Here is a 25,502-nt window from a genome sequence, read left to right as displayed (position 1 = left end):
CCGATCGGGCGACACGGTCACGCCAGCCAGGTCAGCCGCTGACCGTACGGCGCGGTCTTGGCCAGCGCCCGCGCGGACCGCACCTCGCCGTCCTCGACCCGGACCAGGCCCACCACGCCGTACGCCGGCTCGTCCGGACCGGGCCGCAGGTCGTCCCGCCCCGGCAGCACGTGCACCAGCCCCGCCGCGTACGCCTCGTGGCTCAACCACCACACCGGGCGGTCCAGCGCGCGCAGCGCCCGGACGAACTCCTCCCCCGGCACGTACGGCAGGACGCTGCTGGTCAGGACCACCAGCGGTAGGTCCGTCGACACCCGCGCGGCGGCCTTGCCGAGGTCCGCGACCGCGTCGCCGACGACGAACTCCGGCGGCGACTTCCGCTGCACGCTCGCGGCCACGCCGAACAGCCGCAGCCGCTCCGGCTGGTCCGCCCACACGCACGCCTCCAACCACGCGTACGTGTCCTCGTCGGTCAGGTCGGCGGGCGCCCGGTCCAGCCCCACCTTCGCCGCGACCTTCACCGTCTTGGGGATCTTCGGCAGCTCCGCGCCGGGCGCCGGCTCCAACGCGCAGTGCAGCCCGAGCGCCGCCTTCGCCGGTCCGGCGACCAGCTGCCCGGCCTGCTCGGTCTGGTAGCGGTAGCCGTACTGGTCCAGCCCCAGCAGCAGACCGGCCGAGCAGCCGACCTCCAACAGCGCGATCGGACCCTTGACCTGCGCCAACGCCGGGTAGAGCAGCGCGGCGCGGCGCACCTCGTTGGTCTGGGTGGTGCGGTTGGCGATCAGCGCCCGCATCTTGTCCGCCCGGTCCAGCACGAAGGTGCGGAACATCGGCCACGTGTTCTCGTCCGCGCCGTACGTCCCGCCGAGGGACGGGTAGTAGTTGGACAGCTCCTGGTACGGCTCGGCCTGCACCAGCCGGTGCGCCGCCGCCAGGAGCAGGGTCGCGTGCGCGAACCGCTCCGGGGCGGCGGTCAGCAGACCGGCCACCTCCGGATCGTCGGCGGCGTGCGAGGCCAGGTGCTCGTAGAGCGGGGAGACGCCGTGCGCCTCCCGCTGGGCGAACCCGGCCAGTCTTTGCCGCACCAGATCCAGCGAGGTCACTTCACTCCTTTTGTCCGATTGCCGGCTCAGCCGGCGGAAGGTTCGGGCCTGCCGGGCTGCTCGCCGCCGCGCGCTTCGCCGTAGGAGCGCTTGGGCACCATGACCTTCCGGCGGAACACGCAGACGACCGTTCCATCCTGTTTGTACCCGCGGGTCTCGACGTAGACCACGCCGCGGTCGTCCTTGGACTTCGACGGCGTCTTGTCCAGCACCTCGGTCTCACCGTAGATGGTGTCACCGTGGAAGGTCGGCTTGATGTGCTTGAGCGACTCGACCTCCAGGTTCGCGATCGCCTTGCCCGACACGTCCGGCACGGACATGCCCAGCAGCAGCGAGTAGACGTAGTTGCCCACGACCACGTTCTTGCCGAAGTCGGTCGTCTCCGCCGCGTAGTGCGCGTCCATGTGCAGCGGGTGGTGGTTCATGGTCAGCAGGCAGAACAGGTGGTCGTCGTACTCGGTGACCGTCTTCCCGGGCCAGTGCTTGTAGACCGCGCCGACCTCGAACTCCTCGTAGTAACGCCCGAACTGCACGCACGCCTCCGTTGGCTGGCTGTTCCCCGTGTGATCGAAGACCCCTTCGACCGGGACGACAGTGTGAGCACCGGGGGAGTACCCTCGGCAACTGGTCTGTGAGCGACTACACCGCCGCGGACAGCCGACCCGAGGAGGTGAGGACCACCGATGAGCAACGACCCCCATCCTGCGAGTACCTCGCGCGTCCTCATCGGGGAGCCGGCTTTCCACAGCTAGGCCCAGCGGTACCGGTCGGGGACGTGCCGTCGTCGTTCGTCGAGTCGACGCTCCCCACCTGGAGGACCCTGTGCGCAGCTTGCCCTCACTCGGCGGCCTGAGAGGCCGCGTCCCGGAACGCCCCGTGGTGGCGCCGGTCCCCCTGTCGCCGTCGGCGTACGTGGTGGACTGCGGCGTCTACGTCGACGGCGCGCGCCTGCCGGGGCTGTGGACGCACACCGACGCGGTCGAAGAGGTGCGCAGGCGCGGCGACGGGTTCGTCTGGATCGGGCTGCACGAGCCCGACGAGGAGCAGATCCAGGGCGTCGCGGACACGTTCGGGCTGCACGAGCTGGCCGTCGAGGACGCCGTGCACGCCCACCAGCGGCCCAAGCTGGAGCGTTACGACAACACTCTGTTCATGGTGCTCAAGACCGTGCGGTACATCCAGAACGAGTCGCCGGACACGGCCAACGAGATCGTCGAGAGCGGCGAGATCATGGTGTTCCTGGGCCGGGACTTCGTGGTGACGGTGCGGCACGGCAACCACTCGGGGCTCGCGGCGGTGCGGCGCGAGCTGGAGGAGGAGACCGAGCGGCTGCGCAGCGGTCCGGCCGCGGTGCTGTACTCGATCGCCGACCACGTGGTGGACAACTACCTCGACGTGACCGACCACATCGAGGACGACATCGACCAGATGGAGGCGCTGGTCTTCCAGCCGCGCAGCCGGGTCAGCGCCGACCAGATCTACCTGATGAAGCGCGAGGTGCTGGAGCTGCGCCGGGCGGTGATGCCGCTGGCCGTGCCGCTGCGCCGGCTCGCGGAGGGCTACACGCCGCTGATCCCGGAGCACGTGCGCTCGTACTTCCGCGACGTCGACGACCACCTCACCGAGGTGTCCGAGCGCGTGATCAACTTCGACGAGCTGCTGACCACGCTGGTCAACGCGGTGCTGGCGAAGATCACGCTCCAGCAGAACTCGGACATGCGCAAGCTCGCCGCGTGGGTGGCGATCATCTCCGTGCCGACCATGGTGGTCGGCGTGTACGGCATGAACTTCGACCACATGCCGGAGCTGCGCTGGCGCTACGGCTACCCCATGGTGATCTCGATGATCATCGCCGTCTGCCTCACCCTGTACCGAATATTCCGTCGCAACCGCTGGCTCTGAGTCCCCCTTCCCCTGCACGCGACGGGATGTTCCGACATGACCAGGATGTTCTTCAACCCCCGCTTCTGGGTGCTCACCTTCCTGCTCGGCTGGCTCACCACGGTCACCGTCCTCATCGCCAACGGTGCTTGAGGGCTAACTCCAGGGTTGGGTGTCCCACGAGAACGGGATGCCGTGGCCGACGCCCGTGCCCAGGCGCAGCGAGACGCCCGCCGGCCACAGCTTGAGCAGGAGCTGGAACTCGTACTTGTCCGCCATGTGCGTGCGCCTCGGCTCGTAGACGAGCAGGGCGAGCGGCGCCATCCGGGTGGCCCGGCCGGCGGCGTCGGCGAGGATGGCCCGGCCCATGGCCCGGTCGGCGGGTGACGCGTACTGCCAGACCACCGAGTGCCAGACGACGGTCAGCACGTCGCGTTCCGGCCGGGCCAGCTGGTCGGCCAGCCACTCCGGGCCGGTCGCCCGCTGCACCCGGACCGGGTCGAGCCTGGCCAGCTCCAAGGCGGCCTGGAGGCGTTCGAATCGGGGCAGCTGGTCGGCCCACACGAACGACGACAGGTGCAGCCGCCCGTCCTCTGTGGACACGTCCACCGGGTTGACGTCGCAGCCGGCCCGCCGGACCAGGCGCAGGTTGTGGGCGAAGTCGACCGGTGGCCGGCCGGTCCACCTCGGGTCGAGGGCGAACGGGCTGTCCCGGTCGCCGAACGTGACCCCGTCGACGCGGTAGGCGATGCGGTGCGGCCGGAGGTTCAGGCCGCCGGACGCGCCCACCTCCAGCAGCCGGATCGGGAACGTGGCCCGGCGGCCGGCCTCGGCGGCGGCCAGGTGGGTGGCGGTCTGGAGGCCGCCGAACAGCGGCGCGCTGCGGCCCGGCTCGTTCGTCTGCACGACGGTGGACGTGACCAGGGCGTGCAGCTCGTCGGTGTGCTCGTGCAGCACCGGCAGGGCGTCCTCCCACACCGTGTCGAGGTCCGGCCTGCCGCCCGCCGTCGGGTAGTGCTTGGCGAGCGTCGGCGCCCGGCCCTCCAGGACCAGCCGGTGCAGGGCGCCCGCGAACCGGAGGCCGGGCACGGTGCCGTGGCGGTCGCACTCGGCGCCCGCCATCACCCGCGCGGTGACGCCGCCGCGCGCCAGGTCGTCCGCCGCCGACACCAGCAGGGAGTGCGTGAGCGGGCTGTGGACGTGGCAGGCGCGGGACGCGTCGAGGAACAACTCGGCCAGCACACCGTGACGTTAACCCGGTTTCCCTTGTGCGGCAGGAGGAGAAGGGTGGTTTCACCCCTTCACCGACGAGGTGTCCCGGCAGGCGGGAGCGCTTAGGCTCGGTGGATGCCGAAGGTGCTCGCGGTGTCGGACGAGGTCGTCGAGCGGCTGTGGACCGACGGGGTGCGCCGGCACGAGGTGGACCTGGTCGTCGCGGCCGGGGACCTGCCGTTCGACTACCTGGAGTTCCTGGCGAGCGCGCTGGACCGGCCGTGCGTGTTCGTGCCGGGCAACCACGACGTCGACCTGACCGGGTACGCCAAGGTCCGGGGCCTGTGGACGCAGGCGGGCATCCCCGCGCGCTGGCCCGGCCCGGCGGGCTGGGTGAACGCGGACGAGCGGGTGGTGGACGTGGCCGGGTTGCGGGTCGCGGGGCTCGGTGGATCGATCCGGTACAGCGGCGGGCCGAACCAGTGGACCGAGCGCCGGCAGGCGCGGCGGGCGCGGCGGGTGGTGCGGACAGCGCGGTGGCGGGAACTGCGCGACGGGCGCCGGGTGGACGTGCTGCTGACCCACTCGCCGCCGTTGAACTGCGGTGACGAGCCCGATCCGCCGCACCGGGGGTTCGCGTGCCTGCACGACGTCGTGCGGCGGTTGCGCCCACCGTTGATGCTGCATGGGCACATCCACCCGCACGGCGCCCTGAAGGAGGACCGGGTGCTGGACTCGACCCGTGTGGTGAACGTGGTGGGCTACAAGGTGCTGGACATCCCGCCCGGCAACCGCCCCGGATAGCTCGACCCGGTCGTATTGGAGGAGTGCCGTGCCCCGTGACACCGGTTTCCCCCGGGCGGACGCGGAGAACGACTTCCTGCGCGCCCGCCGTCGCCAGGTGCTGTCGCGGCTGGCGACGTGGCTGCGCCGCGAGCCGGACAACGTGAACATCATGCTGCCGTTCCACGAGGTGGTGGAGTCGCTGGGGATGCTCAGCGAGCGGCGGCTGGGGCTGCGGACGATCAGGCTGGACTCGATCGTCGGCAGCGTGGACCGGACCCGTGACTTCGACCGCCGGTTCCGGCCCACGTCGGCGCGGGTGCGGGAGCGGTGGCAGCGGTTGGCGCTGGCCCAGCGACGGGGCGAGGCGGTGCCGCCCATCGAGGTGTACCGGGTCGGTGACCTGCACTTCGTCCACGACGGGCACCACCGGGTGTCGGTCGCGCACGCGCTGGGGCTGGAGGTCATCGACGCGTACGTGACGGAGGTCGTCACCCGCATCCCGGCGCACGGCATCCGGCACCGGGGCGACCTGATCGTGAAGGACTACCGGCGGCTGTTCCTGGAGCGGGTGCCGTTGGGCGGGGAGGCGCGGGCGGCGGTGGTGCTGACGGACCCGTGGGAGTACGCGCAGCTCGGCGAGCACGTGGAGGCGTGGGGGTTCCGGCTGATGCAGGACGAGGGCGCGCTCCTCGACCGGGCGACGGTGGCCAAGCGGTGGTACGAGGAGGAGTACGTGCCGGTGGTGGACATGCTGCGGCAGGCGGCGCTGGTCGGCGACCGGACGGAGACCGAGGCGTACATGTGGGTCGCCGCCGAGCGCTACCGCCTGATCCGCACGCACCGGTGGGACCAGGACGTCATCTCGACGCTCCGCTCGCGCCGGTGAGGCCGACGAGGTCTAGCGCTGGCTCTCCAGCTTGGGCAGTGGCCGGGCCTGGTCCATGACGCGGTCCGTGTAGGTGTCCAGCAGGCGGGTCGCGACCTGCTGGCCGTAGCCGAGGATCACGGCCCAGAGCAGCAGGGCCGCCTGGGAGGCCACGCCGATGAGGCCGGTCGTGACGCCGGCGCCGAGGGCGAGGATGCCGACCACCGCCAGCGCCGCGCCCAGCAGCACCTTGATCAGCGCCTGGTAGCCGACCATGACGTACGGGGACAGGCTGGGACGCCGCCGCAGGAGCAGCACGACGGCCGACAGCACCGCCCCGAACGCGCCGAGCACCTGGATCAGCCACACGTCCGTGCCGGCCTCGCCCTTGCCCGACGGGCACACCGTCGGCAGCTTCTCCGAGCCGACGCACATCGGGATCAGCCCGGGTTCGACCAGGCCCAGGACGCCCAGGACGGTGTTGACCACGAACAGCACCACCGACGTCGCGATCAGCTTGTTCCGCAGGGCCCGCGAGCCGGCGTGGGCGAAGTCCGACGCGTCGAACGCCGCCCGCAGCGCGTCGATGACGAGTTCGCGTTCGATGGCCAGCGGGTACTCGCCGGGCCGGAGCTCCTCCAGCGCGACCCGGCGGGGGTCGTCCTCGGGCAGGTTCTCCGCCACGCGGGCCTTGAGGCCGGGCAGCCGACCCAGGAACCCGTTGCCCGCCGCCACGACCGCGATCTCGGCCTCGTGCAGCGACCGCCAAGCGCGCTCGATGTGCCACCCGGACCACCAGGACGCGACCGCGCGCCACCGCGACTCGGTGCGCGTGATCATGTCCTCGACGACGGCGGCCTCCTGCTCCGCCACCGCACGCCACTCCCGGCTCTCCGGGTCGAGCGGATCGGGGGCGCCGAGGGCGGCGAGGTCGGCGCGGACGCGGTCCAGCCGCGACTGCACGACCAGCCGCCAGTCCGTGACCCGAGGAGTGCGCGCACCCATGTCAAGCATGGTGGCAGGGGGGTCCGACGATCGGGCGATCACCCGAAGGAGTGATCAGTCTCGTTTTGCCCCTGGGGGTTTCGGCAATCAGGTGAACTCTCCCCGACAAGCGCTCGTGGCCACCCCCGGGACGCGTGGTTGATCACAAGCAACGCATGCTCGCCGGATCGGCGAGGTTCCCGGGTCATGCCGCGGTTCCAGTGCGACTACGCCACCTGATCACCATCGGCGACAACGTGTGGCCGGCCGGCGGCGTCATCGTCTGCCCCGGCGTCACCATCGGCGAGAACACCGTCGTCGGCGCCGGCAGCGTGGTGACCCGGGACCTCCCGCCACGGGTCCTGGCCGCCGGCAACCCCTCCCGCGTCATCCGGGAGCTGCGAAGGGGGAAGTGCCACGCGAGGCGGCACTCCCCCGCCGGTCTCACGCCGTCCGGCCGGGCTCGACCAGTTCGCGCAGGCGCGGCGGCATGCGCTTCTCCAGGCCGAACGGTTCGAGGTGGGCTTGGAGGACGCCGTCGAACGCGCGCTTCACCGACGTGGTGTCCCAGGTGTCGCTCTCCAGGATCGGCTGCTTGAAGTACGGGTGCCCGACGAGGTGCAGCTGCCGCCCGTTGCACCGGACTATCTGGCCCGTGATCCCCTCCGCAGCGTCGCTGAGCAGGAACAGCACCAGCGGCGCGACCTTGCCGGGGGTCCGGTCGGCGGGGATGGCCCGCAGGGAGCGCTCCGACTTCCACACCATCCGGGTGTGCGCGACCGGGCACACCGCGTTCACCCGGATGTTCTCCGCTTCCAGGTCGAGCGCCCACGACGAGCTGAGCGACGTCACCGCCCCCTTGGTCGCCGCGTAGGTGGCGAGTTTGCGCTGGCCGAGAAACGCCCCGGACGAAATGTTCACGATCGAACCGGAACCCTGCTCGCGCATCACCCGCATCGCCGCCATTCCGGTGTATATGACCCCCAGGAGGTTGACCTCGACGACCCGTCGGATCGATTCCGGTTCGTCCTCCCAGGGCACTGCCTCGTAGTTCAGCCCCGCGTTGTTGACCAGGCCGTCCACCCGGCCGAACTCCGCCTGGCACATTCCCACGATCTTCTCGGCCTCGCTCGGGTCGGCCACCGTGTGCGCGCTCGCCACCGCACGTCCGCCATAGGCCCGGATGTGCTCGGCGACCTGTTCGGCCAGGTCAGCGTCGATGTCGTTGACCACGACCGCCGCTCCCGCCTGCGCGGCGTGCATCGCGTAGGCCTCACCGAGACCCCGCCCCGCCCCGGTGATCACGACTGCTTTGCCGTCAAGAATCCCCATCTCGCGCTCTTCTCTGTGCTCGGCGGATTCCCCTGCCCCGGCGCGTTACGGCCGGAGTCGTCCCCGCCTCCGCCCAGCGTGGGGATCGGCGACGGCATCGGCGGGACAATTGCGGCGAGGTGTGGGTTTGCTGCGCTGAATGGCCTATGGAGTTCGTCCGAGCCGATGCGCCCGACTGGTCGGCCACGGCCCGTGACCCCCGTTGGAAGCACGGAGGGCCGTCCCCGACGAGTGTGAACGGCCCTTCGGCAACCCTTTCAGCCCCGGTAGGTGAGGTTCCGCCCGTTGCCCGGGTCGAACAGCTGCACCTTGTCCGCGTCGAACCAGATCTCGGCCGGTTCGCCCTCCACGGCGGTGGACGTCGCGGAGATCCGGGCGACCAGCGACACGCCGCCGCCGGGCACGTCGGCCGAGCCCGCGTCGGCCGCCAGCTCGGCCAGCTCGGCCGAGGTCGCCTGCTCACCCGACAGGCTGAAGTAGGCGAACTTGTCCGACCCCATCGACTCCAGCACGTCCACGTGGTTGGTGAAGGTGACCCCGCTCGATCGAACGGTGTCGTCCACCAACCGGGCGTCCTCGAAGTGCTCGGGCCGCAAGCCCATGATCACTTCACCGGGCGCCTTGGCGCCGGCCAGCAACCCGCGCACCCGGTCGGTGAGCGGAACGTCGCCGAGCGCCGTGCGCAGCATCCCGTCCTCCAGCGACGCCGGCACGAAGTTCATCGCGGGCGAGCCGATGAACCCGGCGACGAACAGGTTGGCCGGGTTGTCGTAGAGGAACTGCGGCGCGCCGATCTGCTGCACCGCGCCTCCCCTCATCACCACCACCCGGTCACCCAGCGTCATCGCCTCGGTCTGGTCGTGCGTCACGTACACGGTGGTCGTCCCGAGCTGCTTCTGCAGCCGCGACACCGACGTGCGCATCTGCACGCGCAGCTTGGCGTCCAGGTTGGACAGCGGCTCGTCCATCAGGAACGCCTTGGGGCTGCGCACGATCGCCCGCCCCATCGCCACCCGCTGCCGCTGACCACCGGACAGGTTGGACGGTTTGCGGTCCAGGTGCTGGATCAGGTCCAGGATCTCCGCCGCCTCCCGGACCTTCTTCTCCACGGTCGTGTCGTCCACTTTGGCCAGCCGCAGCGGGAAGGCCATGTTCTCCTTCACCGTCATGTGCGGGTACAGCGCGTAGGACTGGAACACCATCGCGATGTCGCGGTCCTTCGGCGCCCGCTCGTTGACCCGCTCGCCGCCGATGCGCAGCTCTCCGGCCGTGATGTCCTCCAGGCCGGCGATCATGTTCAGGGTGGTGGACTTCCCGCAGCCGGACGGGCCGACCAGGATGATGAACTCGCCGTCGGCGATCTCGATGTCCACGTCCCGCACGGCGACCGCGCCGTCGGGGTACTGCTTGGTCACGTTGTCCAGAACGATCTCGGCCATTGCTTCACCCCTTGACGGCGCCGGAGGTCAACCCGGCGACGATCCGACGCTGGAAGAACAACACGAAGAGGATGATCGGGATGGTGATCACCACCGCGGCGGCGGCGATCGACCCGGTCGGGTCCTCGAACTGCGAGCTGCCGGTGAAGAACGACAGCGCGACCGGCACCGTGCGGGACTGCTCGGTGGAGGTCAGCGAGATCGCGAACAGGAAGTCGTTCCAGCAGAAGATGAACACCAGGATGGCCGTGGTGAACACGCCCGGCGCGGCCAGCGGCGCGATGACCCGGCGGAACGCCTGCCCCGGCGTCGCGCCGTCCATCTTCGCCGCCTTCTCCAGCTCCCACGGGATCTCGCGGAAGAACGCCGACAGCGTGTAGATCGCCAGCGGCAGCGCGAACGTGATGTAGGGCAGGATCAGGCCGAGCCACGTGTCGAACAGCCCCAGCGACCGCTCGATCTCGAACAGCGGCGAGACCAGCGAGATCTGCGGGAACATCGCGATCAGCAGCGACACCCCGACCAGCAGGCGCTTGCCGGGGAAGTCGAGCCGGGCGATCGCGTAGGCGGCCATCGTGCCGAACACGACCGCGACGGCCGTGGCGATCAGCGCGATGCCGATCGAGTTGACCAGCGCGCGGACGAACTCCGTGGTGGAGAAGATCGCCTTGTAGTTGTCGAACGTCCACTGGCGCGGGATGAAGTTGCCGTCGGCCAGCGTCTCCTTGGTCTTGAACGACAGCGACACGATCCACAGCACCGGGAACAGCGCGTACACGACGACCAGGACGTTGAGGATCGTCCAGCGCGTCTTGCGGCCCGTGGTCACGGCTCCGCCGATGCCCGCCATCAGCGCCTCCCCCCGCCGTCGCTGCCGGGGGCAGCGGTGCCGAACAGCTTCACGAACAGGAACGCGATGATCGCCACCGCGATGAAGATGAGCACCGACATGGTGGAGCCGATGCCCAGGTTCAGCCCCTTGATCAGGTTGTTGTAGGTCAGCATCGACACCGACGAGGTGCCTTGGGAGCCGGCGGTGAGCACGAACAGGTTGTCGAAGATGCGGAACGCGTCGAGCGTGCGGAACAGCAGCGCCACCAGGATCGCCGGCTTCATCACCGGCACCATGACCTTGGTGAACCGCTGCCACGCGGACGCGCCGTCCATCGCGGCGGCCTTGAGCAGGTCGTCGGGGACCAGCGCCAGGCCCGCCATCAGCAGCAGCGCCATGAACGGCGTGGTCTTCCAGATCTCCGCCAGGATCACGACCGCGAGCGCCGGGATCTTCTCGGTGAGCACCGGGTCGCCGCCCGCCAGCTCGGCCAGGTAGCCGGTGCCGGGGGTCCACGCGTAGCGCCACGAGAACGCGGCGACGACCGTGACGATGCCGTACGGGATGAGCGTGGACGTGCGCACGATGCCCCGGCCGACCAGGGTGCGGTGCATGATCAGCGCCAGCGCCATGCCGAGCACCAGTTCGATCAGCACGGACACGACGGTGATCACGACCGTCACCCACATCGCGTTCCACCAGTAGGTGTTCGACAGCACGGTGACGTAGTTGTCGAAGCCGATGAACTCGCGCCGGTCGGGGAACTTGAGGTCGTAGCGCTGCAACGAGAGCCAGAACGAGTACAGGATCGGCCATCCCGCGACCGCGGCCATGATGAGGATCGCGGGCGCGCACAGCAGCAGGCCGAGCCGCCGTTCGGCCTTCTTGCCCTCGCTGACCGCGGCTTTGGCCTTCGGCGACAGCTTCGGACCGGCGGGATCGGCGTCCGCGTCGGTGTTCAGCGCGTGGCTCACGGCAGCACCCCCTTCGAGTCGAGCGCGTCCTGGAGCTCCTCGCGCAGCCGGTCCGCCGTCCGCCGCGGGTCGATGTCCGCGGGCGGCGACAGGATCGTGGAGATCACGGTGGAGACGTTCTGGTACGCGGGCGTGACCGGACGCGCGCTCGCGTTCTTCAACGTCTCGAGGATGGCTTCCTTCATCGGGTACGGCTCGGCCATCTCCGGGTCCTCGTAGACGGACTCGATCGTCGGCGGCACGCCGTCGTTGATGGCCGCGAACTTCTGGTGCTCCGCGTTGCGCAGGCACAGCACCGCGTCGAACGACTCGTCCGCGTGCTCGGTGAACGCGCTGACCGCGTAGTTGATGCCGCCGACGGTGACCTCGGCCGGCTCACCCGGGTTGATCGACGGGTACTGCGCCCACCGCAGGTTCTTCGCGAAGTCGGGCTTCTCCTGCGCGGCGGCGTAGACGTACGGCCAGTTGAGCATGAACGCGGCGTCGCCCCGCTCCATCGCCAGCCGGGCGTCGTCCTCGGCGGCGTTGGAGAACGACGGGTCCACCACGTCGGAGGTGGCGAACCTCTTCAGCACCTCCAGCGCCCGGACCGCGCCGTCGTCGATCACGGCGGTCGTGCCGTTCTCGTCCAGGATCCGGCCTCCGGCGGACTGGACGAGGGTGTTGTAGAGGACGACGAGGCCCTCGTACTGCTTGCCCTGCGCCGCCACCAGGCCCGGCGTGTCCGGGTTGCCGTCCGCGACGAGCGCCGAGCCCGTCCCGATCATCTCGTCCCACGTCTTCGGTGGCGTGGGGACGAGGTCGCCGCGATACCAGAGGAGCTGGACGTTGGTGTTGTCCGGCGCGCCGTACAGCTTGCCCTCGTACCGGGCCGTCTCCAGCGGCGTCTCGAGCGTGCCGTCCTCGACCTGCTCCTTGACGTCGCCGGTGAACTCCTTGACCCAGCCGGCCTTGGCCAGCTCGGCGGTCCAGGTGACGTCGAGCGCCAGCACGTCCATGCCGGTGTCCCCGGCGGCGAGCCTGCGGACCATCTGCTCGCGCTGGCCGTCCGCCTCGCGCGGCAGCTTGTGGTAGACGATCCGGTAGCCGTCGGCCTGCCCGTTGCAGTTGTCGACGATCTGCTGGAAGTTCTCCTGCGGGTACTTGTAGACGTTGATGGTGATCCCGCCGTCACCCGAACCACAGCCCGCCAGCACGGACGTCGCGATCAGCGCGGCGCCCCCTGCGGCGGCCAACCGATGACCCTTGCCCCTCATCGGTCCTGCCTCCTTCCCGACAACGGAGGAGCCAGACCGCAGCGCCCGGCACCTCGTCGTGCCCCACCGGACGGCTCTAGGCCATCCGGTGGAACGAACGTAGGCCCGGTGATCAGGTGCCGCAACCACCGGAGCCCGGAACGGCCTTACCCGATGGTGTCGACATCCAAACCTCAGTCTTGCTTGGCGTCCGAGGGGCGCAGGGCGAGCTTGGCGAGCAGGTCCCGGCCGCGCTCGGCCGAACGGGGCTGGCACAGCACGTCGTACCGGCCGGCGACGAGCTGGCTGGCGCTCTGGAAGTCCCTCTTGCCGCGCGCCGAGCCGTAGCCCACGGCGGCGAAGATGAGGCCGAACGCGATACCGACGACCAGGCCGGCGACGATCGGGCCGAGGCTCGCGTCGGGGCTCGTGTTGAACAGGCTGAGCAGGACGCCCACGAACAGGCCGAACCAGGCGCCGGACGCCGCGCCGGTGCCGAGCACGCGGCCCCAGGTGAGCTTGCCGGTGACGCGTTCGACGAGCATCAGGTCGACGCCGACGATCGTGACCTCCTGGACGGGGAAGTCCCCGTCGGCCAGGAAGTCGACCGCCCGCTGCGCTTCCTCGTAGGTGCTGTACGAGCCGATGGGCCAACCGGTGGGTGGGGTGGGCAGGCGGGGCGGGGCCCCGGGTCGGTTCTGGCCGGAGAAGGAACTCGTCACGGTGACCACCTCTTCGCGGTGCTGATCTACCCCATCCTGCCAACACCGGGCGACCAGCGCGAAACGGGTTCGCGCGAAACTGACGCGAACGTGATGTGGGCGCTTGTCGCAGCACCACGCCGCAACGCTACGCCGTCGCTCCGCGCCGCTTCCCACAGGCGCGGTCCGGCAGTGGACGGCGCCCGACAGGTCCGGGCCGCCGCGAGCCACCGCCCCCGGTCCACCCGGCTCGTCGGGCTGCCGGGTGCGCGCGGCGACCCCCGGACGCGTCAGCCCCGGGACTGGTAGTCGCGGAGCAGGCCCCGGCTGATGATCGTCTTCTGGATCTCGCTGGTGCCCTCGCCGATGAGCAGGAACGGGGCCTCTCGCATCAGGCGCTCGATCTCGTACTCCTTGGAGTACCCGTAGCCGCCGTGGATGCGGAACGCCTCCTGCGTCACCTCGGCGCAGTACTCGGACGCGATGAGCTTCGCCATGCCCGCCTCGACGTCGTTGCGCGCGCCGGAGTCCTTCAGCCGCGCCGCGTTGACCATCATCAGGTGGGCGGCCTCGACCTTGGTGGCCATCTCGGCCAGCTTGAACGCGATGGCCTGGTGCTCGACGATCGGCTTGCCGAAGGTCTTGCGCTGCTGGGCGTACTCGATGGCCAACTCGAAGGACCGCAACGCGATGCCGCACGCCCGCGCCGCCACGTTCACCCGGCCGACCTCGACGCCGTCCATCATGTGCCGGAAACCGCGTCCGGTCGTGCCGCCGAGCACCTGCGAGCCGGCGATCTTGAAGCCGTCGAACACCATCTCGGTGGTGTCGACGCCCTTGTAGCCCATCTTGTCGATCTTGCCGGGGATGGTGAGGCCCGGCAGGACCTCGCCGTAGCCCTCGGGCTTCTCCACCAGGAACGTGGTCAGGTTCTGGTGCGCCTTCTCCGCGCCCTCGTCGGTCTTGACCAGGACGGCGGTGAGGTTGGACGTGCCGCCGTTGGTGAGCCACATCTTCTGGCCGTTGACGACGAAGTCGTCGCCGTCGCGCGTCGCGCGCGTCCGGATCGCGGCCACGTCGGACCCCAGCTCGGGCTCGGACATGGAGAACGAGCCGCGCACGTCGCCGGTCGCCATCCTCGGCAGGTACGCCTGCTGCTGCTCGGGCGTGCCGTGCTGCTTGAGCATGTGCGCCACGATGAAGTGGGTGTTGATCACACCGGACACGGACATCCAGCCGCGCGCGATCTGCTCGACCACCAGCGCGTAGGTGAGCAGGGACTCGCCGAGCCCGCCGAACTCCTCCGGGATGGTGAGCCCGAACAGGCCCATCTCCTTCATGCCCTCGACGATGTCGGCCGGGTAGGTGTCCCCGTGCTCCAGCGCCTGGGCGTGCGGGATGATCTCCTTGTCCACGAAGGTGCGGACCGTCGACAGGATCTCCTCCTGGACGTCGGTCAGTCCTGCGGTCCGGGCCAGGCGCGCCATCGCGTTTTCCCTTCGTAGCTCTCGGGTTACCGGCGAGTATGGACCGGTTAACGCGCGTTCGCGCCACGAAGGTGCTCATCGCCACCCGCTGAACCGAAACAGCGGGTTAGCCTGTGCGCCCGCATCGACCGCCAGGGGGACCGAGATGTCGCATCCGCACTACCAGCAGCCCGGCTACCACCCGCCCAGGCGCACCAACGGGATGGCGATCGCCGCGCTGGTCACCGCGGTCCTGTGCGCCCCGGTCGGCATCGCGCTCGGCTTCGTGGCGCGCAACCAGATCCGGCGGACCGGCGAGGAGGGCTGGGGCATGGCCACCGCCGGCCTGGTCATCGGCGTCGTGCTGACCGTGCTCTGGGCGCTGGCGTTCGTGCTGTGGGTCGTGCTGATGGTGTGGCTGTACCGGGAAGTCGGCAACCTGCCGGCCCCGCGCTGAGGTCAGTCGCCACGGGCCGGACCGGGACACCACGCACCCCCTCGCTACCGGGGGCAGGTGGACGTCCGGCTGCTCAGGCGCGGATCAGCTCCAGCGCGCCGCCGCAGTGGCGGCACACCTCGGCGAACACGTGGACTTCCTCGGAGCAGGCCGGGCAGGACCGGAAGCTGCGCTCCAGCAGGTCGTCACGGCGGCGCTGGAACCACCGCCGGCGGTGGGCTCGATGTCTGGACACGCCCACCACCATGCACACGCGACACCCCGTGATCGCCAATCGCGGCCACGACTTGTGCGCATGCTCACCGGTGAGGCCACGGCACGTGACCTCACCGGCACCCGAAGTCACTCCTCCGGCGGCGACCACACGTTCGTGCGGGTCATGCCGGCGGCACGCCCCTTGGCCGAGATGACCAGGGCCATCTTGCGGGACGCCTCGTCGATCATCTCGTCGCCGAGCATCACCGCACCGCGCTTGCCACCCGCCTCGGACGTGAAGTAGTCGTACGCGTCGAGGATGTTCTCGGCGTGGTCGTAGTCGTCCTGCTTGGGGCTGAACACCTCGTTCGCCGCGTCGATCTGGCCGGGGTGCAGCACCCACTTGCCGTCGAAGCCCAGGGCGGCCGACCGACCCGCCACGCGCTTGAAGCCGTCCACGTCGCGGATCTGGAGGTACGGGCCGTCGATCGCCAGCTTGTCGTGCGCACGCGCCGCCATCAGGATCTGCATCAGGATGTAGTGGTACGCGTCGCCCACGTCGTAGCCCGGCGGCTGCTCGCCGACGACCAGGGACTTCATGTTGATCGACGCCATGAAGTCGGCCGGCCCGAAGATGATCGTCTCGACCCGCGGCGAGGCGGTGGCGATCGCGTTGACGTTGATCAGGCCGAGGGCGTTCTCGATCTGCGCCTCGATCCCGATCCGGCCGACCTCGTAGCCCATGGTCTTCTCGATCTGCGTCAGCAGCAGGTCGAGCGCGTGCACCTGCTCCGCGGTCTGCACCTTGGGCAGCATGATGCAGTCCAGGTTGGCCCCCGCGCCCTCGACGACCTCGGTGACGTCGCGGTACGTCCACTCGGTGGTCCAGTCGTTGACCCGGACCACCCGGGCGCGCGAGCCCCAGCCGCCCTCGTTCAACGACGCCACGATGGTCTTGCGCGCGTCCGGCTTGGCCAGCGGCGCGCACGCGTCCTCCAGGTCGAGGAACACCTGGTCCGCGGGCAGCGTGCGAGCCTTGTCGATCATCTTCTGGCTCGAGCCGGGCACGGCCAGACACGAGCGACGGGGACGCTGCTGGTCGACCACTGTGGGTACCTCCTCGTACCGGCCGGTAACTCCTGTTGTGCGAAGGGTGGCACGCACCTGTTCCGCCCGCTATTTCGTGAGTCCCGATTCACAGGCCCGTGGCAGGCTGAACCGGTGGAGATCGAGCAGGTGTTGGACAACGCGCTGCGCAAAGCCGCCGCGATCTGGGTCGAGCCGTCCGGCCACGCACCCAGGCTGGTGTGGGCGCTGTGGCGCGACGGCGCGGTGCTGGTGGCGGTCGGCGGCACGGAACAGGTGGTCCCGGGGCTGGAGGACGGCGTCGCCTGCACGGTGACCGTCCGCTCCCCCACCACGCACTCCCACCTGGTCGACGTCGCCGCCACCGCGCACCTGGCAGAACCCGACGACGACACCGCCAAGGCACTCGAAGCGGCCCGGCTCAACGCCCGGCCGGAGTGGGAATCGGTCTACCGCCTGGAGATCGCGTGATCACCGTCCCCGACGACTTCGCCCTCACCCTCGGCGAGGACGCGCTGACCTGGCGCGCCACACTGCCCTCCCTGGCCACCAAGTTCTGCGCCCGCTGGTCCCTCACCCCCGACGGCCCCCTGCTCAACGGCCACGTCGCCGTCGTCCTCCCGGTCCGCCGCCCCGACGGCCACCCCGCCGCCCTGAAGCTCACCTGGCTGGACACCGAGACCCGGCAGGAGCCGCTGGCCCTGGAGAGGTGGCGCGGCCGGGGCGTGGTGGACCTGCTGGACCACGACGACGAGCACGGCGCGCTCCTGCTCGAACGCCTCGACCACACCCGCACCCTGAACGACGTGCCGATCGAGGAGGCGCTGGCCGTCACCGGCGGGCTGCTCCGCCGGCTGGGCGTCCCGGCCGGCCCGGAGTTCCGCCGCCACCTCCCGGACGACCTGGTCGAGGAGAACGCCGGACTGGGCCGACCGGTGCCGGACGCGTTCGTCCACCTGGCCCAGGAGCTGGGCCGTTCGCTCGCCGGCACGGCCGGCGACACGCTCGTCAACGAGGACCTGCACTACGAGAACGTGCTGCGGGGCGACCGCGAGCCGTGGGTGATGATCGACCCGAAACCGCTGTCCGGCGACCCCGAGTTCGGCGTGATCCCGTTGCTCTGGAACAGGTTCGGCGAGATGGACGGCGAACGCGGCGTGCGCGACCGGTTCGCCGCGCTGTGCGACATCGCCGGGCTGGACGTCGAGCGCGCCCGCGGCTGGACGTTCTACCGCGCGATCGACAGCTGGCTGTGGAGCCTGGACGTCGACGCGGTCGGCATGGCGGCGACCTGCGAGGCCATCGCCCGCGCCCTGCGCCCGTGATCTCCGCCATCCCGTCCACAGTGGAACGCAGCGGCGGGCCGGTCGGCGGACTAACCTGATCACGTGGTCGCCGTGAACCGGGTCTTCGCCGCCCAACTAGCCGGGCTGCCGGTGTTCGGACCCGACGGGGAATCCATCGGCAAGGTCCGTGACCTGGTCATCGGCCTGCGAGTGGACCGCCAGCCGCCCCGCGTCCTCGGCCTGGTGCTGGAGCTGGCCACCCGCCGCCGCATCTTCGTGCCGATGCTGCGGGTCACCTCGATCGAGCCGAACGCGGTGACGCTCGCCACTGGTTCGGTCAACCTGCGCCAGTTCCACCAGCGCACCAACGAGGTGCTGGTCGTCGGCGAACTGCTGGACGCCCGCGTCACGCTCGCCGACGGCAGGGCCGCGGTGCTGGTGGACGCCGCCATGGAACCCAGCCGCACCCGGGACTGGCGGATGACCAGGGTCGCCGTCCGCGAGCGCACCGGGCGGTTGGCCAGGCGCGGACCGGTGCAGGTGCTGCACTGGGAGGACCTGACCGGGCTGTCGGTGACGGAGCTGGCCGGCCAGCCGCAGGGCGCGCAGCACCTGGTCGCGGTCTTCGAGACGATGCGCGCGGCCGACGTGGCGCTGGCCCTGCACAGCCTGCCGTTCAAGCGCCGCTACGAGGTGGCCGAGGCGCTGGACGACGAACGGCTCGCCGACGTGATCGAGGAGTTGGGCGAGGAGGACCAGAAGGACCTGCTCGCGTACCTGGACGACGAGCGCGCCGCGGACATCCTGGAGGCGATGGACCCGGACGACGCGGCGGACCTGCTGTCCGAGCTGCCCGAGGGCGAGAAGGACCGGCTGCTGGAGCTGATGGAGCCGGAGGAGTCCGAGCCGGTCCGGCGGCTGCTGGAGTACAGCTACGACACCGCGGGCGGCCTGATGACGCCGGAGCCCGTGGTCCTCGCGCCGGACGCGACGGTGGCCGAGGCGCTGGCCCACGTGCGCAACCCGGACCTCACGCCCGCGTTGGCCAGCATGGTGTTCGTGTGCCGTCCGCCGACGGCCACGCCCACCGGCCGCTACCTGGGCTGCGTGCACATCCAGCGGCTGCTCCGCGAACCGCCGTCCAGCCTGGTGGCGGGCGTCCTGGACCTCGACCTGGCCACGTTGTCGCCGAACGCGTCGCTGAGCGACGTGACCCGCTACTTCGCCGCGTACAACCTGGTCTGCGGGCCGGTCGTGGACGAGAGCGACCACCTGCTCGGCGCGGTCACCGTGGACGACGTGCTGGACCACCTGCTGCCGGCGAACTGGCGCGAGACGGGGCTGACCCATGCCTGAGCTGCTGCCGCGCCGGCGGCTCGACCAGCCGCGCACACCCGGCCGCTTCCGGCTGTCGCTGGACCCGGAGGCCTTCGGGCGGTTCTCCGAGCGGCTGGCCAGGTTCCTCGGCACCGGGAAGTTCCTGTTCTGGCAGACCCTGATGGTGATCGTGTGGATCACGCTGAACCTGTTCGCGGTGACGCTGCGCTGGGACCCGTACCCGTTCATCCTGCTCAACCTGGCGTTCTCCACCCAGGCCGCGTACGCCGCGCCGCTGATCCTGCTCGCGCAGAACCGGCAGGACGACCGGGACCGGGTGTCGCTGGAGGAGGACCGGGCGCGGGCCGCGCAGACCAAGGCCGACACCGAGTACATGGCCCGCGAGCTGGCCGCGCTGCGGATCGCGGTCGGCGAGGTGGCCACCCGGGACTACCTGCGCAGCGAGCTGGAACGCGTGTTCCGAGACCGCAAGCGCTCCGGCAAGGAGTACGGCAGCAAGGAGTCCGGCAAGGGGTCCGGCGGCAAGGACTCCGGCAGAGAAGGCAAGGCCTCGGGCAAGGACGGCAAGGCCGAGGAGTCCGCGAAGGACGACGTGTCGCCCTGAGCCGGGTCGGGGATCAGCCGGGTCGAGGACCGGGCGGGGTCAGGGCTCAGCCGTGCCGAGTCGGTCGCACGTCCGGCCGAACGCCTCCAGCTCCGCCTGGTCGAACGCCTCGGCGAAGTGCCGCGCCACGCCCGCCAGGTGCGTGCCGGACGCGGTCCGCAGCCGGTCCACGCCCTGCGGGGTGAGCACCGCCACCACGCCGCGCCCGTCGCCGTCGGCACGTTCCCGCAGCACCAGGCCCGCGCGTTCGAGGCGGTCGACGAGTCTCGTCACGCCGGAGCGGGACAGCAGCACGGCGTCCGCCAGCTCCGTCATCCGCAGTCGGTACAGCGGCGCCTCCGCCAACTGGACCAGGACGTCGTAGGCCGCGAGCGACAGGCGTTGCTCGGCGAGCAGTTCGGCTTCCAGGACCCTGGTGAGCCTCGCGTGCGCCCGGAGGAAGGATCGCCACACCCCCAGCTCGGTACGGGTGGGCAACCGGGCAGATCCGGTTTCCGGCACGGATACCGATGTTACGGAAAGCACGCGACCGACTTCCCGCTGCCCCCGGAACAGGGGTGACCGACCGGTAGCTTGGAGGTGCACGGCCCGCCGTAGCATGGCGGTCCCACCACATCTTCCGAAGGCGTTCCCAGTGACTCTTCCCTCCGTTGACGACGTGCAGAAGGCGTTGGCCGGTGTGCAGGACCCGGAGATCCGGCGCCCCATCACCGACCTCGGCATGGTCAAGGGCGTCGTGGTCGGTGACGACGGGGTAGTGGACGTGGCGGTGTTCCTGACCGTCTCCGGCTGCCCGCTGCGCGACAAGATCACCGCCGACGTGACGGCCGCCGTGTCCGCGCTCGACGGCGTGACCGGTGTCCGCGTCGAGCTCGACGTGATGAGCGACGCGCAGCGCACGGAGCTGCGCAAGTCGCTGCGCGGTGGCGTCGAGGAGCCGGTGATCCCGTTCGCGCAGCCCGGCTCGCTGACGCGGGTGTACTGCGTCGCGTCGGGCAAGGGCGGTGTCGGCAAGTCCTCGGTGACGGTGAACCTGGCCGTCGCGATGGCCGCGCGCGGGCTGTCCGTCGGCGTGGTGGACGCCGACATCTACGGTCACTCGATCCCGCGGATGCTGGGCACGGACGCCAAGCCCACCCAGGTCGAGAAGATGATCATGCCGCCGCAGGCGCACGGGGTGAAGCTGATCTCGATCGGCATGTTCACGCCGGGCAACGCGCCGGTGGTGTGGCGCGGCCCGATGCTGCACCGGGCGTTGCAGCAGTTCCTGGCGGACGTGTTCTGGGGTGACCTCGACGTGCTGCTGCTCGACCTGCCGCCGGGCACCGGCGACATCGCCATCTCGGTGGCGCAGCTCGTGCCGAACGCGGAGATCCTGGTCGTGACGACGCCGCAGCAGGCGGCGGCCGAGGTGGCCGAGCGGGCCGGGGCGATCGCGTTGCAGACGCGGCAGCGGGTGGCGGGCGTCATCGAGAACATGTCGTGGCTGGAGCTGCCGGACGGGACGCGGATGGACGTGTTCGGCGCCGGTGGCGGGCAGGCCGTGGCGGACTCGCTCACCCAGGCCATCGGCGCGGACGTGCCGCTGCTGGGCCAGGTGCCGCTCGACCCGCGGCTGCGCGAGCAGGGCGACTCGGGCACGCCGATCGTGCTGGCGCACCCCGACTCGGCGGCCGGCCAGGTGCTGACGTCCGTGGCGGCCAAGCTGACCACCCGGTCGCGCGGGCTCGCCGGGCGGCTGCTGAACGTCACCCCGGCCGGGCGCTGACCGCTCTCTCGTTCCGCCGTGCCGAACGCCGATCGTTCCCGGGAGTGCGAACACCCTCGGTAACGATCGGGTTCCGGGGCACGCGGGCAGGACCGCACGAGCGGATGCGTGTCGGCGCGACACTCCACTTGCCGGACGCGCGAACCGCACGGGCGGCGCGGAGTGGACGATCAGGACCAGCCGACCAGCGCGTTGTCCGGTCGGCACCGGTCATTGCGAACAGCCGCACCCCGCCTGCCCGGCTTCGACGGGCTTGGTCTCGGCCCGCCCGCCGCCGCGGGCTCCGGACAGCTCGACCTTGGCCAGCCACTCCGGCGCCACCTCGGCGTCGCCGTACTCGTCGTGCCAGTTCCACCACTGGTAGGGCGGCTCCTGCGGGTAGCCCTCGGGCGAGTCCTCCCACTCCTCCTGCCGGCCGAGCGCGGTCAGGTCGAGGTAGCTCCAGGTGTTCCCCATCGCCTCGTCGCCGCGGGCGTTGACGAAGTAGGTGCGGAACACGCGGTCGCCGTCGCGGATGAACGCGTTCGTGCCGTGCCACTCGTCCACGCCGAAGTCGGCGTCGAAGTCGTCGGTGATGGTGAACCAGGGCATCGTCCAGCCCATCCGCTCCTTCACCCGCCGGATGTCGGGCTGCGGCGCGCGGGAGGCGAAGACGAGGCTGGTGTTCCGGGCGTGCAGGTGGGCGAGGTGGGCGACCTGGTCGGCCACCATGGAACAGCCGCGGCACGCGTGGTCGGGCCAGCCGAACACACCCGGCTCCAGGAAGGCGCGGTAGACGATCAGCTGGCGGCGCCCCTCGAACAGGTCGAGCAAGCTCACCCTGCCACCGGGCCCGTCGAACTCGTACTGCTCCTGCACCTCCAGCCACGGCATCCGGCGGCGCTGCGCGGCCAGCGCGTCCCGGGCGCGGGTGAGCTCCTTCTCCTGCACCAGCAGCCGTTGGCGCGCCTCCTCCCACTCCTGCGGCGTGACGATCGGGGGCGTCTTCATCGTGGTGGACGTGCGGTCAACCATCGGATCCTCTGGTTTCGTCAGGCGGGTCCGTCGTCGGTGCGCCGGCATTCCGCTCGAAGTGTTCCTTCAACGCGTCGAGCGCGCTGTCCCAATCGCGGGCGAGCAGCGCGAGGAACTGCTGCGCCACGCGCATCGGGGCGGAGCGGACCCGGTACCGCACCCGGCGCCGCTCCCCCGGTTCGGCCGTGACCAGGCCGGCGTCGGACAGCAGGGCCAGGTGCTTGGCGATCGCCTGACGGGTGATCGGCAGGCGGGCGGCCAGGTCCGTGGCCGTGGCCGGACCCGCGGAGGCCAGCGCGGCCAGGATGGAGCGTCGGGTCCGGTCCGCCAGGGCGGCGAAGACCTGCTCGGCGACCGCCTCCGCGTCAGGCGGCATCGACGTAGGCGACGAGTTCCCCGAGTTCGTGGGTCCACCCCTCGCCGTGGGCCTGGTACGCCCGGTCGTGGCCGTCCTCGGGCAGCTGGGCGAAGCCGGACTCGACGACCTTCAACCGGGTGCCCGTGCCGACCGGTTCGAGCGTGAACTCGACGTAGGTGCGGCGCGGGTCGTCGTCGGGCATGCCGTGGACGCGCCAGGTGAACGCGAACGACGTCGGCTCCTCGACGCGCTCGACCCTCAGCGTGGCGGCGGGGCCGTCCTTCCAGTCGATGGTGGCCAGCCCGCCCGGACGGAGGTCGATCGTCGCCCCCTTGTTGCCGAGCCAGGTGCCCAAGCCCTCGGCCGTGGTCAGCGCCGCCCACACGTCGCACGGCGGCCCGGCGAGGTCCACGGTCCGTTCGATGCGGTCAGGAAAACCCATGCCCAGCCTCCACAAAGTAGCAACCAATCAGTTGCCATAATATGGAAACCAGTTGGTTGCGTCAACCGGGATGCCCGGCTGCGCGCGAGGCGGGGTCACCTTCAGGCGCCTTCGGCGCGTCAGGTCGCGTCAGGTCGCGTCAGGGTCGAACGGCGGGCGCTCACCCTGCTGCAACGGGCGTTCGCGGTCCACGGTCGGCTGGGGCGTCACCGGGTGGCCGTTCGGCTTGTCCGCCGGGCTGTCGTCCCACAGGTGCTTGGTGATGGCGCGCTTCGGGTCGAAGTTGCGCAGTTCCCGCAGGTCCTCCAGCGGCTTGCGCAGCTGCTCGAACTCCGGGCCCATCTCCTGCTTCAACTGCTCGCGCGCGCCGGTCGCGTAGTCGCGGACCTGGCGGACGGTCTTGCCGACCCAACCGGCCGCCGCCGGCAGTCGCTCCGGACCCAGGATGAACAGGCCCGCCACGATGATGAGGAGGATTTCAACCCAACCGATGCTGTCGAACACCCGCGTGCCCCACCTTCCGCGACCTGGCCCTGGCTGCCAGCGTAGCCGTCAGTCGGACCTCAGGGTGACCTGCACGGTCAGCTCCCGGCCCTGCCTGGCCAGCACGACCGGCACCGTCTCGCCGATTTCGTGGTTCCTCACGGCGACCGTCAGCTCCGCGGCGTTGCGCACCATCCGGTCGCCGACGCGGGTGATCACGTCGCCCTCCTCGATGCCGGCCGCGTCGGCCGCGCCGCCCTCGGGGACGTTCTGCACCTGCGCGCCCTCCGCCGTCTCCGCCGAGGCCGACCGCACGTTGACGTTCATGTCGGCGTGCTTGACCTCGCCGTCGCGGATCAGCGCCTGCGACACCTTGCGCGCGTAGTTGCCGGAGATCGCGAAGCCCAGGCCGACCGAGCCGCCCGTCTCCGTCCGGATCGACGAGTTGATGCCCACCAGCGCGCCGGACGAGTCGACCAGCGCGCCGCCCGAGTTGCCGGGGTTGATGGCCGCGTCGGTCTGGATGGCGTCGTAGGTGATCTGCGGGCCACCGTTGTCGCCCGCCGCCGTCACGGGGCGGTGCAGGGCGCTGACGATGCCCTCGGTCACGGTGTTCGACAGGGACAGCGGCGAGCCGATGGCCAGCACCGTGTCGCCCACGGCGAGCGCGTCCGAGTCGCCGAACTGCAGCACGGTCGGGTTGTCCACCTCGACCTTGATCACCGCGAGGTCCGTCTTCGAGTCACGGCCGACGACCTGCGCCACGGCCCGCTTGCCATCGGTGAAGACGACGGTCAGCTTCGCGGACGTGTCCTGCACGGCGGGCGCCACCACGTGGTCGTTGGTCAGCACGTAGCCCTCGCCGTCGATCACCACGCCGGAGCCGACGCCGGCCACGTTCGAGCCCTTGAACTCGATCGACACGACGCTGGGCGTGACCCGCTGGGCGATCTCGGCGACCGAGCCGACCGGGCGTTCCTTGCCGGGCTTGACCTCGGCGAGCGTGACGCCGCCGTCGGTGAGCGGGTTGCCGACGCGGCCCAGCAGCCAGCCGACCACACCGCCGCCCGTGCCGATGAGCAGCGCGGTCACCATCAGCAGGACGAGGGCCATCGGCTTGACGCGCCGGCCGAACAGCAGTTCGGGGATGCTGAGCTGCGGGCCCGGCGGCGGCTCGGCCTTGGGGCCGGTGTCGGGCTGCTCGGTGACGGCGGGCGGGCCGATGACGGCCGACGCGCCCGGGTCGCGCCACGCGTCACCCGCCGGTTTGCCCTCCCAGAAGACGGGCTCCGCCTCGGGCTCGTCGTCGAGGTCGACCGGCGGGCGCTGCAGGCGGGTGTCCGGGTCGCCCTGTGGCCGGCCGAACGCCGTCGACAGCGCTTCCGGCGGCGGCGGGGCGAACTGGACGGAGCCGTTGCCGTCGAGGCTCGGCCGGTCGGCGGAGAACGCGCCCGCAACGCCCTGCGGCCGACCGAACACGGCCGTCTGGCCGGGGTCGACCGGCGGGCGGGTGAGCGGGCGGGGTGCGAGCCTGCGGTGCGCCCCGTCGTCAATGCCCGACCGCGGGATCCCGTTGCCCTGCTCTGGCTCGCCCATCGCTCCCCGCACGTCGTCACACCATGTTGTCCGGGGTCAATCGTGCCTGGTGACCGGTGAAGTCG

The 25,502-nt window shown here is 70.8% G+C and carries 28 protein-coding genes and 1 pseudogene; 10 read left to right on the top strand and 19 right to left on the bottom strand.

Features of this window, described 5'->3' with window-relative positions; translation table 11 throughout:
* Positions 1–17: 17 nt before the first annotated feature.
* Positions 18–1,103: a DUF2332 domain-containing protein gene (locus tag ACRAKI_RS04255; protein ID WP_447005739.1), complete on the bottom strand. Its 1,086-nt coding sequence runs from the start codon at positions 1,101–1,103 to the stop codon at positions 18–20.
* A 26-nt stretch (positions 1,104–1,129) separates the two neighbouring features.
* Positions 1,130–1,636: a MaoC family dehydratase gene (locus tag ACRAKI_RS04250; RefSeq protein WP_447005738.1), complete on the bottom strand. Its 507-nt coding sequence runs from the start codon at positions 1,634–1,636 to the stop codon at positions 1,130–1,132.
* A 289-nt stretch (positions 1,637–1,925) separates the two neighbouring features.
* Between ACRAKI_RS04250 and corA the strand changes: the two genes are divergently transcribed.
* Positions 1,926–3,005: a magnesium/cobalt transporter CorA gene (gene corA, locus ACRAKI_RS04245; protein WP_447005737.1), complete on the top strand. Its 1,080-nt coding sequence runs from the start codon at positions 1,926–1,928 to the stop codon at positions 3,003–3,005.
* A gap of 135 nt (positions 3,006–3,140) precedes the next feature.
* Here the strand turns inward: corA and ACRAKI_RS04240 are convergent, their stop codons facing one another.
* A complete protein-coding gene (locus ACRAKI_RS04240; protein ID WP_447005736.1) occupies positions 3,141–4,226 on the bottom strand; it encodes a DUF2332 domain-containing protein in 1,086 nt (361 codons plus the stop codon).
* A 105-nt stretch (positions 4,227–4,331) separates the two neighbouring features.
* Between ACRAKI_RS04240 and ACRAKI_RS04235 the strand changes: the two genes are divergently transcribed.
* Both ACRAKI_RS04235 and ACRAKI_RS04230 read left to right on the top strand, forming a co-directional pair.
* On the top strand, positions 4,332–5,000 hold the full coding sequence (locus ACRAKI_RS04235) for a metallophosphoesterase family protein (protein WP_447005735.1): 669 nt from the start codon (positions 4,332–4,334) through the stop codon (positions 4,998–5,000).
* 28 nt (positions 5,001–5,028) lie between these two features.
* Entirely contained in the window at positions 5,029–5,868 is an 840-nt protein-coding gene (locus ACRAKI_RS04230; protein WP_447005734.1) for a chromosome partitioning protein ParB, read from the top strand.
* Positions 5,869–5,880: 12 nt separating this feature from the next.
* Here ACRAKI_RS04230 and ACRAKI_RS04225 read toward each other — a convergent pair whose 3' ends face one another.
* A complete protein-coding gene (locus ACRAKI_RS04225; RefSeq protein ID WP_447005733.1) occupies positions 5,881–6,852 on the bottom strand; it encodes a hypothetical protein in 972 nt (323 codons plus the stop codon).
* Positions 6,853–7,070: 218 nt separating this feature from the next.
* On the opposite strand from ACRAKI_RS04225, the pseudogene ACRAKI_RS04220 reads away from it, so the two are divergent.
* Positions 7,071–7,232: pseudogene (locus tag ACRAKI_RS04220) on the top strand (sugar O-acetyltransferase); the annotation flags it as partial.
* Positions 7,233–7,275: 43 nt separating this feature from the next.
* Here the strand turns inward: ACRAKI_RS04220 and ACRAKI_RS04215 are convergent.
* From ACRAKI_RS04215 to ACRAKI_RS04185, 7 genes are all read right to left on the bottom strand, one after another.
* On the bottom strand, positions 7,276–8,163 hold the full coding sequence (locus ACRAKI_RS04215) for an SDR family NAD(P)-dependent oxidoreductase (protein ID WP_447005732.1): 888 nt from the start codon (positions 8,161–8,163) through the stop codon (positions 7,276–7,278).
* Between the two features lie 257 nt (positions 8,164–8,420).
* On the bottom strand, positions 8,421–9,602 hold the full coding sequence (locus tag ACRAKI_RS04210; RefSeq protein ID WP_447005731.1) for an ABC transporter ATP-binding protein: 1,182 nt from the start codon (positions 9,600–9,602) through the stop codon (positions 8,421–8,423).
* 4 nt (positions 9,603–9,606) lie between these two features.
* Complete coding sequence (locus tag ACRAKI_RS04205) at positions 9,607–10,452, bottom strand: carbohydrate ABC transporter permease (protein ID WP_447005730.1); 846 nt, start codon at positions 10,450–10,452, stop codon at positions 9,607–9,609.
* A complete protein-coding gene (locus tag ACRAKI_RS04200) occupies positions 10,452–11,396 on the bottom strand; it encodes a carbohydrate ABC transporter permease (RefSeq protein ID WP_447008329.1) in 945 nt (314 codons plus the stop codon). Before ACRAKI_RS04200 ends, ACRAKI_RS04205 begins: the two co-directional genes overlap by 1 nt.
* An 8-nt stretch (positions 11,397–11,404) precedes the next feature.
* Positions 11,405–12,664 carry an ABC transporter substrate-binding protein gene (locus ACRAKI_RS04195; RefSeq protein WP_447005729.1) on the bottom strand — a complete coding sequence of 420 codons (1,260 nt, stop codon included), beginning with the start codon at positions 12,662–12,664 and terminating at the stop codon, positions 11,405–11,407.
* Positions 12,665–12,837: 173 nt separating this feature from the next.
* On the bottom strand, positions 12,838–13,365 hold the full coding sequence (locus ACRAKI_RS04190) for a general stress protein (RefSeq protein ID WP_447005728.1): 528 nt from the start codon (positions 13,363–13,365) through the stop codon (positions 12,838–12,840).
* Positions 13,366–13,634: 269 nt separating this feature from the next.
* Positions 13,635–14,831, bottom strand: coding sequence for an acyl-CoA dehydrogenase family protein (locus ACRAKI_RS04185; protein ID WP_447005727.1), 1,197 nt, complete (start codon positions 14,829–14,831; stop codon positions 13,635–13,637).
* A 145-nt stretch (positions 14,832–14,976) separates the two neighbouring features.
* Here ACRAKI_RS04185 and ACRAKI_RS04180 point away from each other — a divergent pair, with 145 nt between their 5' ends.
* Entirely contained in the window at positions 14,977–15,267 is a 291-nt protein-coding gene (locus ACRAKI_RS04180; protein WP_447005726.1) for a DUF4190 domain-containing protein, read from the top strand.
* Between the two features lie 73 nt (positions 15,268–15,340).
* On the opposite strand, the gene ACRAKI_RS04175 is transcribed toward ACRAKI_RS04180, so the two are convergent.
* Together ACRAKI_RS04175 and ACRAKI_RS04170 are read right to left on the bottom strand one after the other, a co-directional pair.
* Entirely contained in the window at positions 15,341–15,502 is a 162-nt protein-coding gene (locus ACRAKI_RS04175) for a hypothetical protein (RefSeq protein ID WP_447005725.1), read from the bottom strand.
* A gap of 107 nt (positions 15,503–15,609) precedes the next feature.
* Positions 15,610–16,569, bottom strand: a complete 960-nt coding sequence (locus ACRAKI_RS04170; RefSeq protein ID WP_447005724.1) for an HpcH/HpaI aldolase/citrate lyase family protein — start codon at positions 16,567–16,569, stop codon at positions 15,610–15,612.
* A 114-nt stretch (positions 16,570–16,683) separates the two neighbouring features.
* Here ACRAKI_RS04170 and ACRAKI_RS04165 point away from each other — a divergent pair, with 114 nt between their 5' ends.
* From ACRAKI_RS04165 to ACRAKI_RS04150, 4 genes are all read left to right on the top strand, one after another.
* Entirely contained in the window at positions 16,684–17,019 is a 336-nt protein-coding gene (locus ACRAKI_RS04165; protein WP_447005723.1) for a hypothetical protein, read from the top strand.
* Complete coding sequence (locus ACRAKI_RS04160) at positions 17,016–17,873, top strand: aminoglycoside phosphotransferase family protein (protein ID WP_447005722.1); 858 nt, start codon at positions 17,016–17,018, stop codon at positions 17,871–17,873. The genes ACRAKI_RS04165 and ACRAKI_RS04160 overlap by 4 nt, the downstream gene beginning before the upstream one ends.
* Positions 17,874–17,936: 63 nt before the next feature.
* On the top strand, positions 17,937–19,190 hold the full coding sequence (locus ACRAKI_RS04155) for a magnesium transporter MgtE N-terminal domain-containing protein (protein ID WP_447005721.1): 1,254 nt from the start codon (positions 17,937–17,939) through the stop codon (positions 19,188–19,190).
* On the top strand, positions 19,183–19,776 hold the full coding sequence (locus tag ACRAKI_RS04150) for a DUF1003 domain-containing protein (RefSeq protein WP_447005720.1): 594 nt from the start codon (positions 19,183–19,185) through the stop codon (positions 19,774–19,776). Before ACRAKI_RS04155 ends, ACRAKI_RS04150 begins: the two co-directional genes overlap by 8 nt.
* 39 nt (positions 19,777–19,815) lie before the next feature.
* Here the strand turns inward: ACRAKI_RS04150 and ACRAKI_RS04145 are convergent, their stop codons facing one another.
* On the bottom strand, positions 19,816–20,277 hold the full coding sequence (locus tag ACRAKI_RS04145) for a MarR family winged helix-turn-helix transcriptional regulator (RefSeq protein WP_447005719.1): 462 nt from the start codon (positions 20,275–20,277) through the stop codon (positions 19,816–19,818).
* A 133-nt stretch (positions 20,278–20,410) separates the two neighbouring features.
* Here ACRAKI_RS04145 and ACRAKI_RS04140 point away from each other — a divergent pair, with 133 nt between their 5' ends.
* The gene (locus ACRAKI_RS04140) at positions 20,411–21,544 is read left to right on the top strand and encodes an Mrp/NBP35 family ATP-binding protein (RefSeq protein WP_447005718.1); all 1,134 of its coding nucleotides are present in this window, start codon (positions 20,411–20,413) and stop codon (positions 21,542–21,544) included.
* Between the two features lie 210 nt (positions 21,545–21,754).
* Here ACRAKI_RS04140 and ACRAKI_RS04135 read toward each other — a convergent pair whose 3' ends face one another.
* The 5 genes from ACRAKI_RS04135 to ACRAKI_RS04115 form a co-directional block, all read right to left on the bottom strand.
* The gene (locus ACRAKI_RS04135) at positions 21,755–22,558 is read right to left on the bottom strand and encodes a DUF899 domain-containing protein (RefSeq protein ID WP_447005717.1); all 804 of its coding nucleotides are present in this window, start codon (positions 22,556–22,558) and stop codon (positions 21,755–21,757) included.
* Positions 22,551–22,934, bottom strand: a complete 384-nt coding sequence (locus ACRAKI_RS04130) for an ArsR/SmtB family transcription factor (RefSeq protein WP_447005716.1) — start codon at positions 22,932–22,934, stop codon at positions 22,551–22,553. The genes ACRAKI_RS04135 and ACRAKI_RS04130 overlap by 8 nt, the downstream gene beginning before the upstream one ends.
* Positions 22,924–23,358, bottom strand: a complete 435-nt coding sequence (locus tag ACRAKI_RS04125; RefSeq protein WP_447005715.1) for an SRPBCC domain-containing protein — start codon at positions 23,356–23,358, stop codon at positions 22,924–22,926. Before ACRAKI_RS04125 ends, ACRAKI_RS04130 begins: the two co-directional genes overlap by 11 nt.
* A 129-nt stretch (positions 23,359–23,487) precedes the next feature.
* On the bottom strand, positions 23,488–23,862 hold the full coding sequence (tatB, locus tag ACRAKI_RS04120; RefSeq protein WP_447005714.1) for a Sec-independent protein translocase protein TatB: 375 nt from the start codon (positions 23,860–23,862) through the stop codon (positions 23,488–23,490).
* A 48-nt stretch (positions 23,863–23,910) separates the two neighbouring features.
* Positions 23,911–25,437: a S1C family serine protease gene (locus tag ACRAKI_RS04115; protein WP_447005713.1), complete on the bottom strand. Its 1,527-nt coding sequence runs from the start codon at positions 25,435–25,437 to the stop codon at positions 23,911–23,913.
* Between the last annotated feature and the right edge of the window lie 65 nt (positions 25,438–25,502).

The organism is Saccharothrix isguenensis (assembly GCF_052936305.1).
The sequence above is the reverse complement of the archived record's forward strand: the minus strand, read 5'-3'. Positions and strand labels throughout refer to the sequence as shown.

What these genes read in the sequence shown, in the direction of transcription:
- ACRAKI_RS04235 (WP_447005735.1), top strand. Translation starts at nt 4,332, where the DNA reads ATGCCGAAGGTGCTCGCGGTGTCGGACGAGGTCGTCGAGCGGCTGTGG.
- ACRAKI_RS04225 (WP_447005733.1), bottom strand. Translation starts at nt 6,852, where the DNA reads ATGGGTGCGCGCACTCCTCGGGTCACGGACTGGCGGCTGGTCGTGCAG.
- ACRAKI_RS04215 (WP_447005732.1), bottom strand. Translation starts at nt 8,163, where the DNA reads ATGGGGATTCTTGACGGCAAAGCAGTCGTGATCACCGGGGCGGGGCGG.
- ACRAKI_RS04210 (WP_447005731.1), bottom strand. Translation starts at nt 9,602, where the DNA reads ATGGCCGAGATCGTTCTGGACAACGTGACCAAGCAGTACCCCGACGGC.
- ACRAKI_RS04205 (WP_447005730.1), bottom strand. Translation starts at nt 10,452, where the DNA reads ATGGCGGGCATCGGCGGAGCCGTGACCACGGGCCGCAAGACGCGCTGG.
- ACRAKI_RS04195 (WP_447005729.1), bottom strand. Translation starts at nt 12,664, where the DNA reads ATGAGGGGCAAGGGTCATCGGTTGGCCGCCGCAGGGGGCGCCGCGCTG.
- ACRAKI_RS04185 (WP_447005727.1), bottom strand. Translation starts at nt 14,831, where the DNA reads ATGGCGCGCCTGGCCCGGACCGCAGGACTGACCGACGTCCAGGAGGAG.
- ACRAKI_RS04180 (WP_447005726.1), top strand. Translation starts at nt 14,977, where the DNA reads ATGTCGCATCCGCACTACCAGCAGCCCGGCTACCACCCGCCCAGGCGC.
- ACRAKI_RS04150 (WP_447005720.1), top strand. Translation starts at nt 19,183, where the DNA reads ATGCCTGAGCTGCTGCCGCGCCGGCGGCTCGACCAGCCGCGCACACCC.
- ACRAKI_RS04135 (WP_447005717.1), bottom strand. Translation starts at nt 22,558, where the DNA reads ATGGTTGACCGCACGTCCACCACGATGAAGACGCCCCCGATCGTCACG.
- ACRAKI_RS04130 (WP_447005716.1), bottom strand. Translation starts at nt 22,934, where the DNA reads ATGCCGCCTGACGCGGAGGCGGTCGCCGAGCAGGTCTTCGCCGCCCTG.
- ACRAKI_RS04125 (WP_447005715.1), bottom strand. Translation starts at nt 23,358, where the DNA reads ATGGGTTTTCCTGACCGCATCGAACGGACCGTGGACCTCGCCGGGCCG.
- ACRAKI_RS04115 (WP_447005713.1), bottom strand. Translation starts at nt 25,437, where the DNA reads ATGGGCGAGCCAGAGCAGGGCAACGGGATCCCGCGGTCGGGCATTGAC.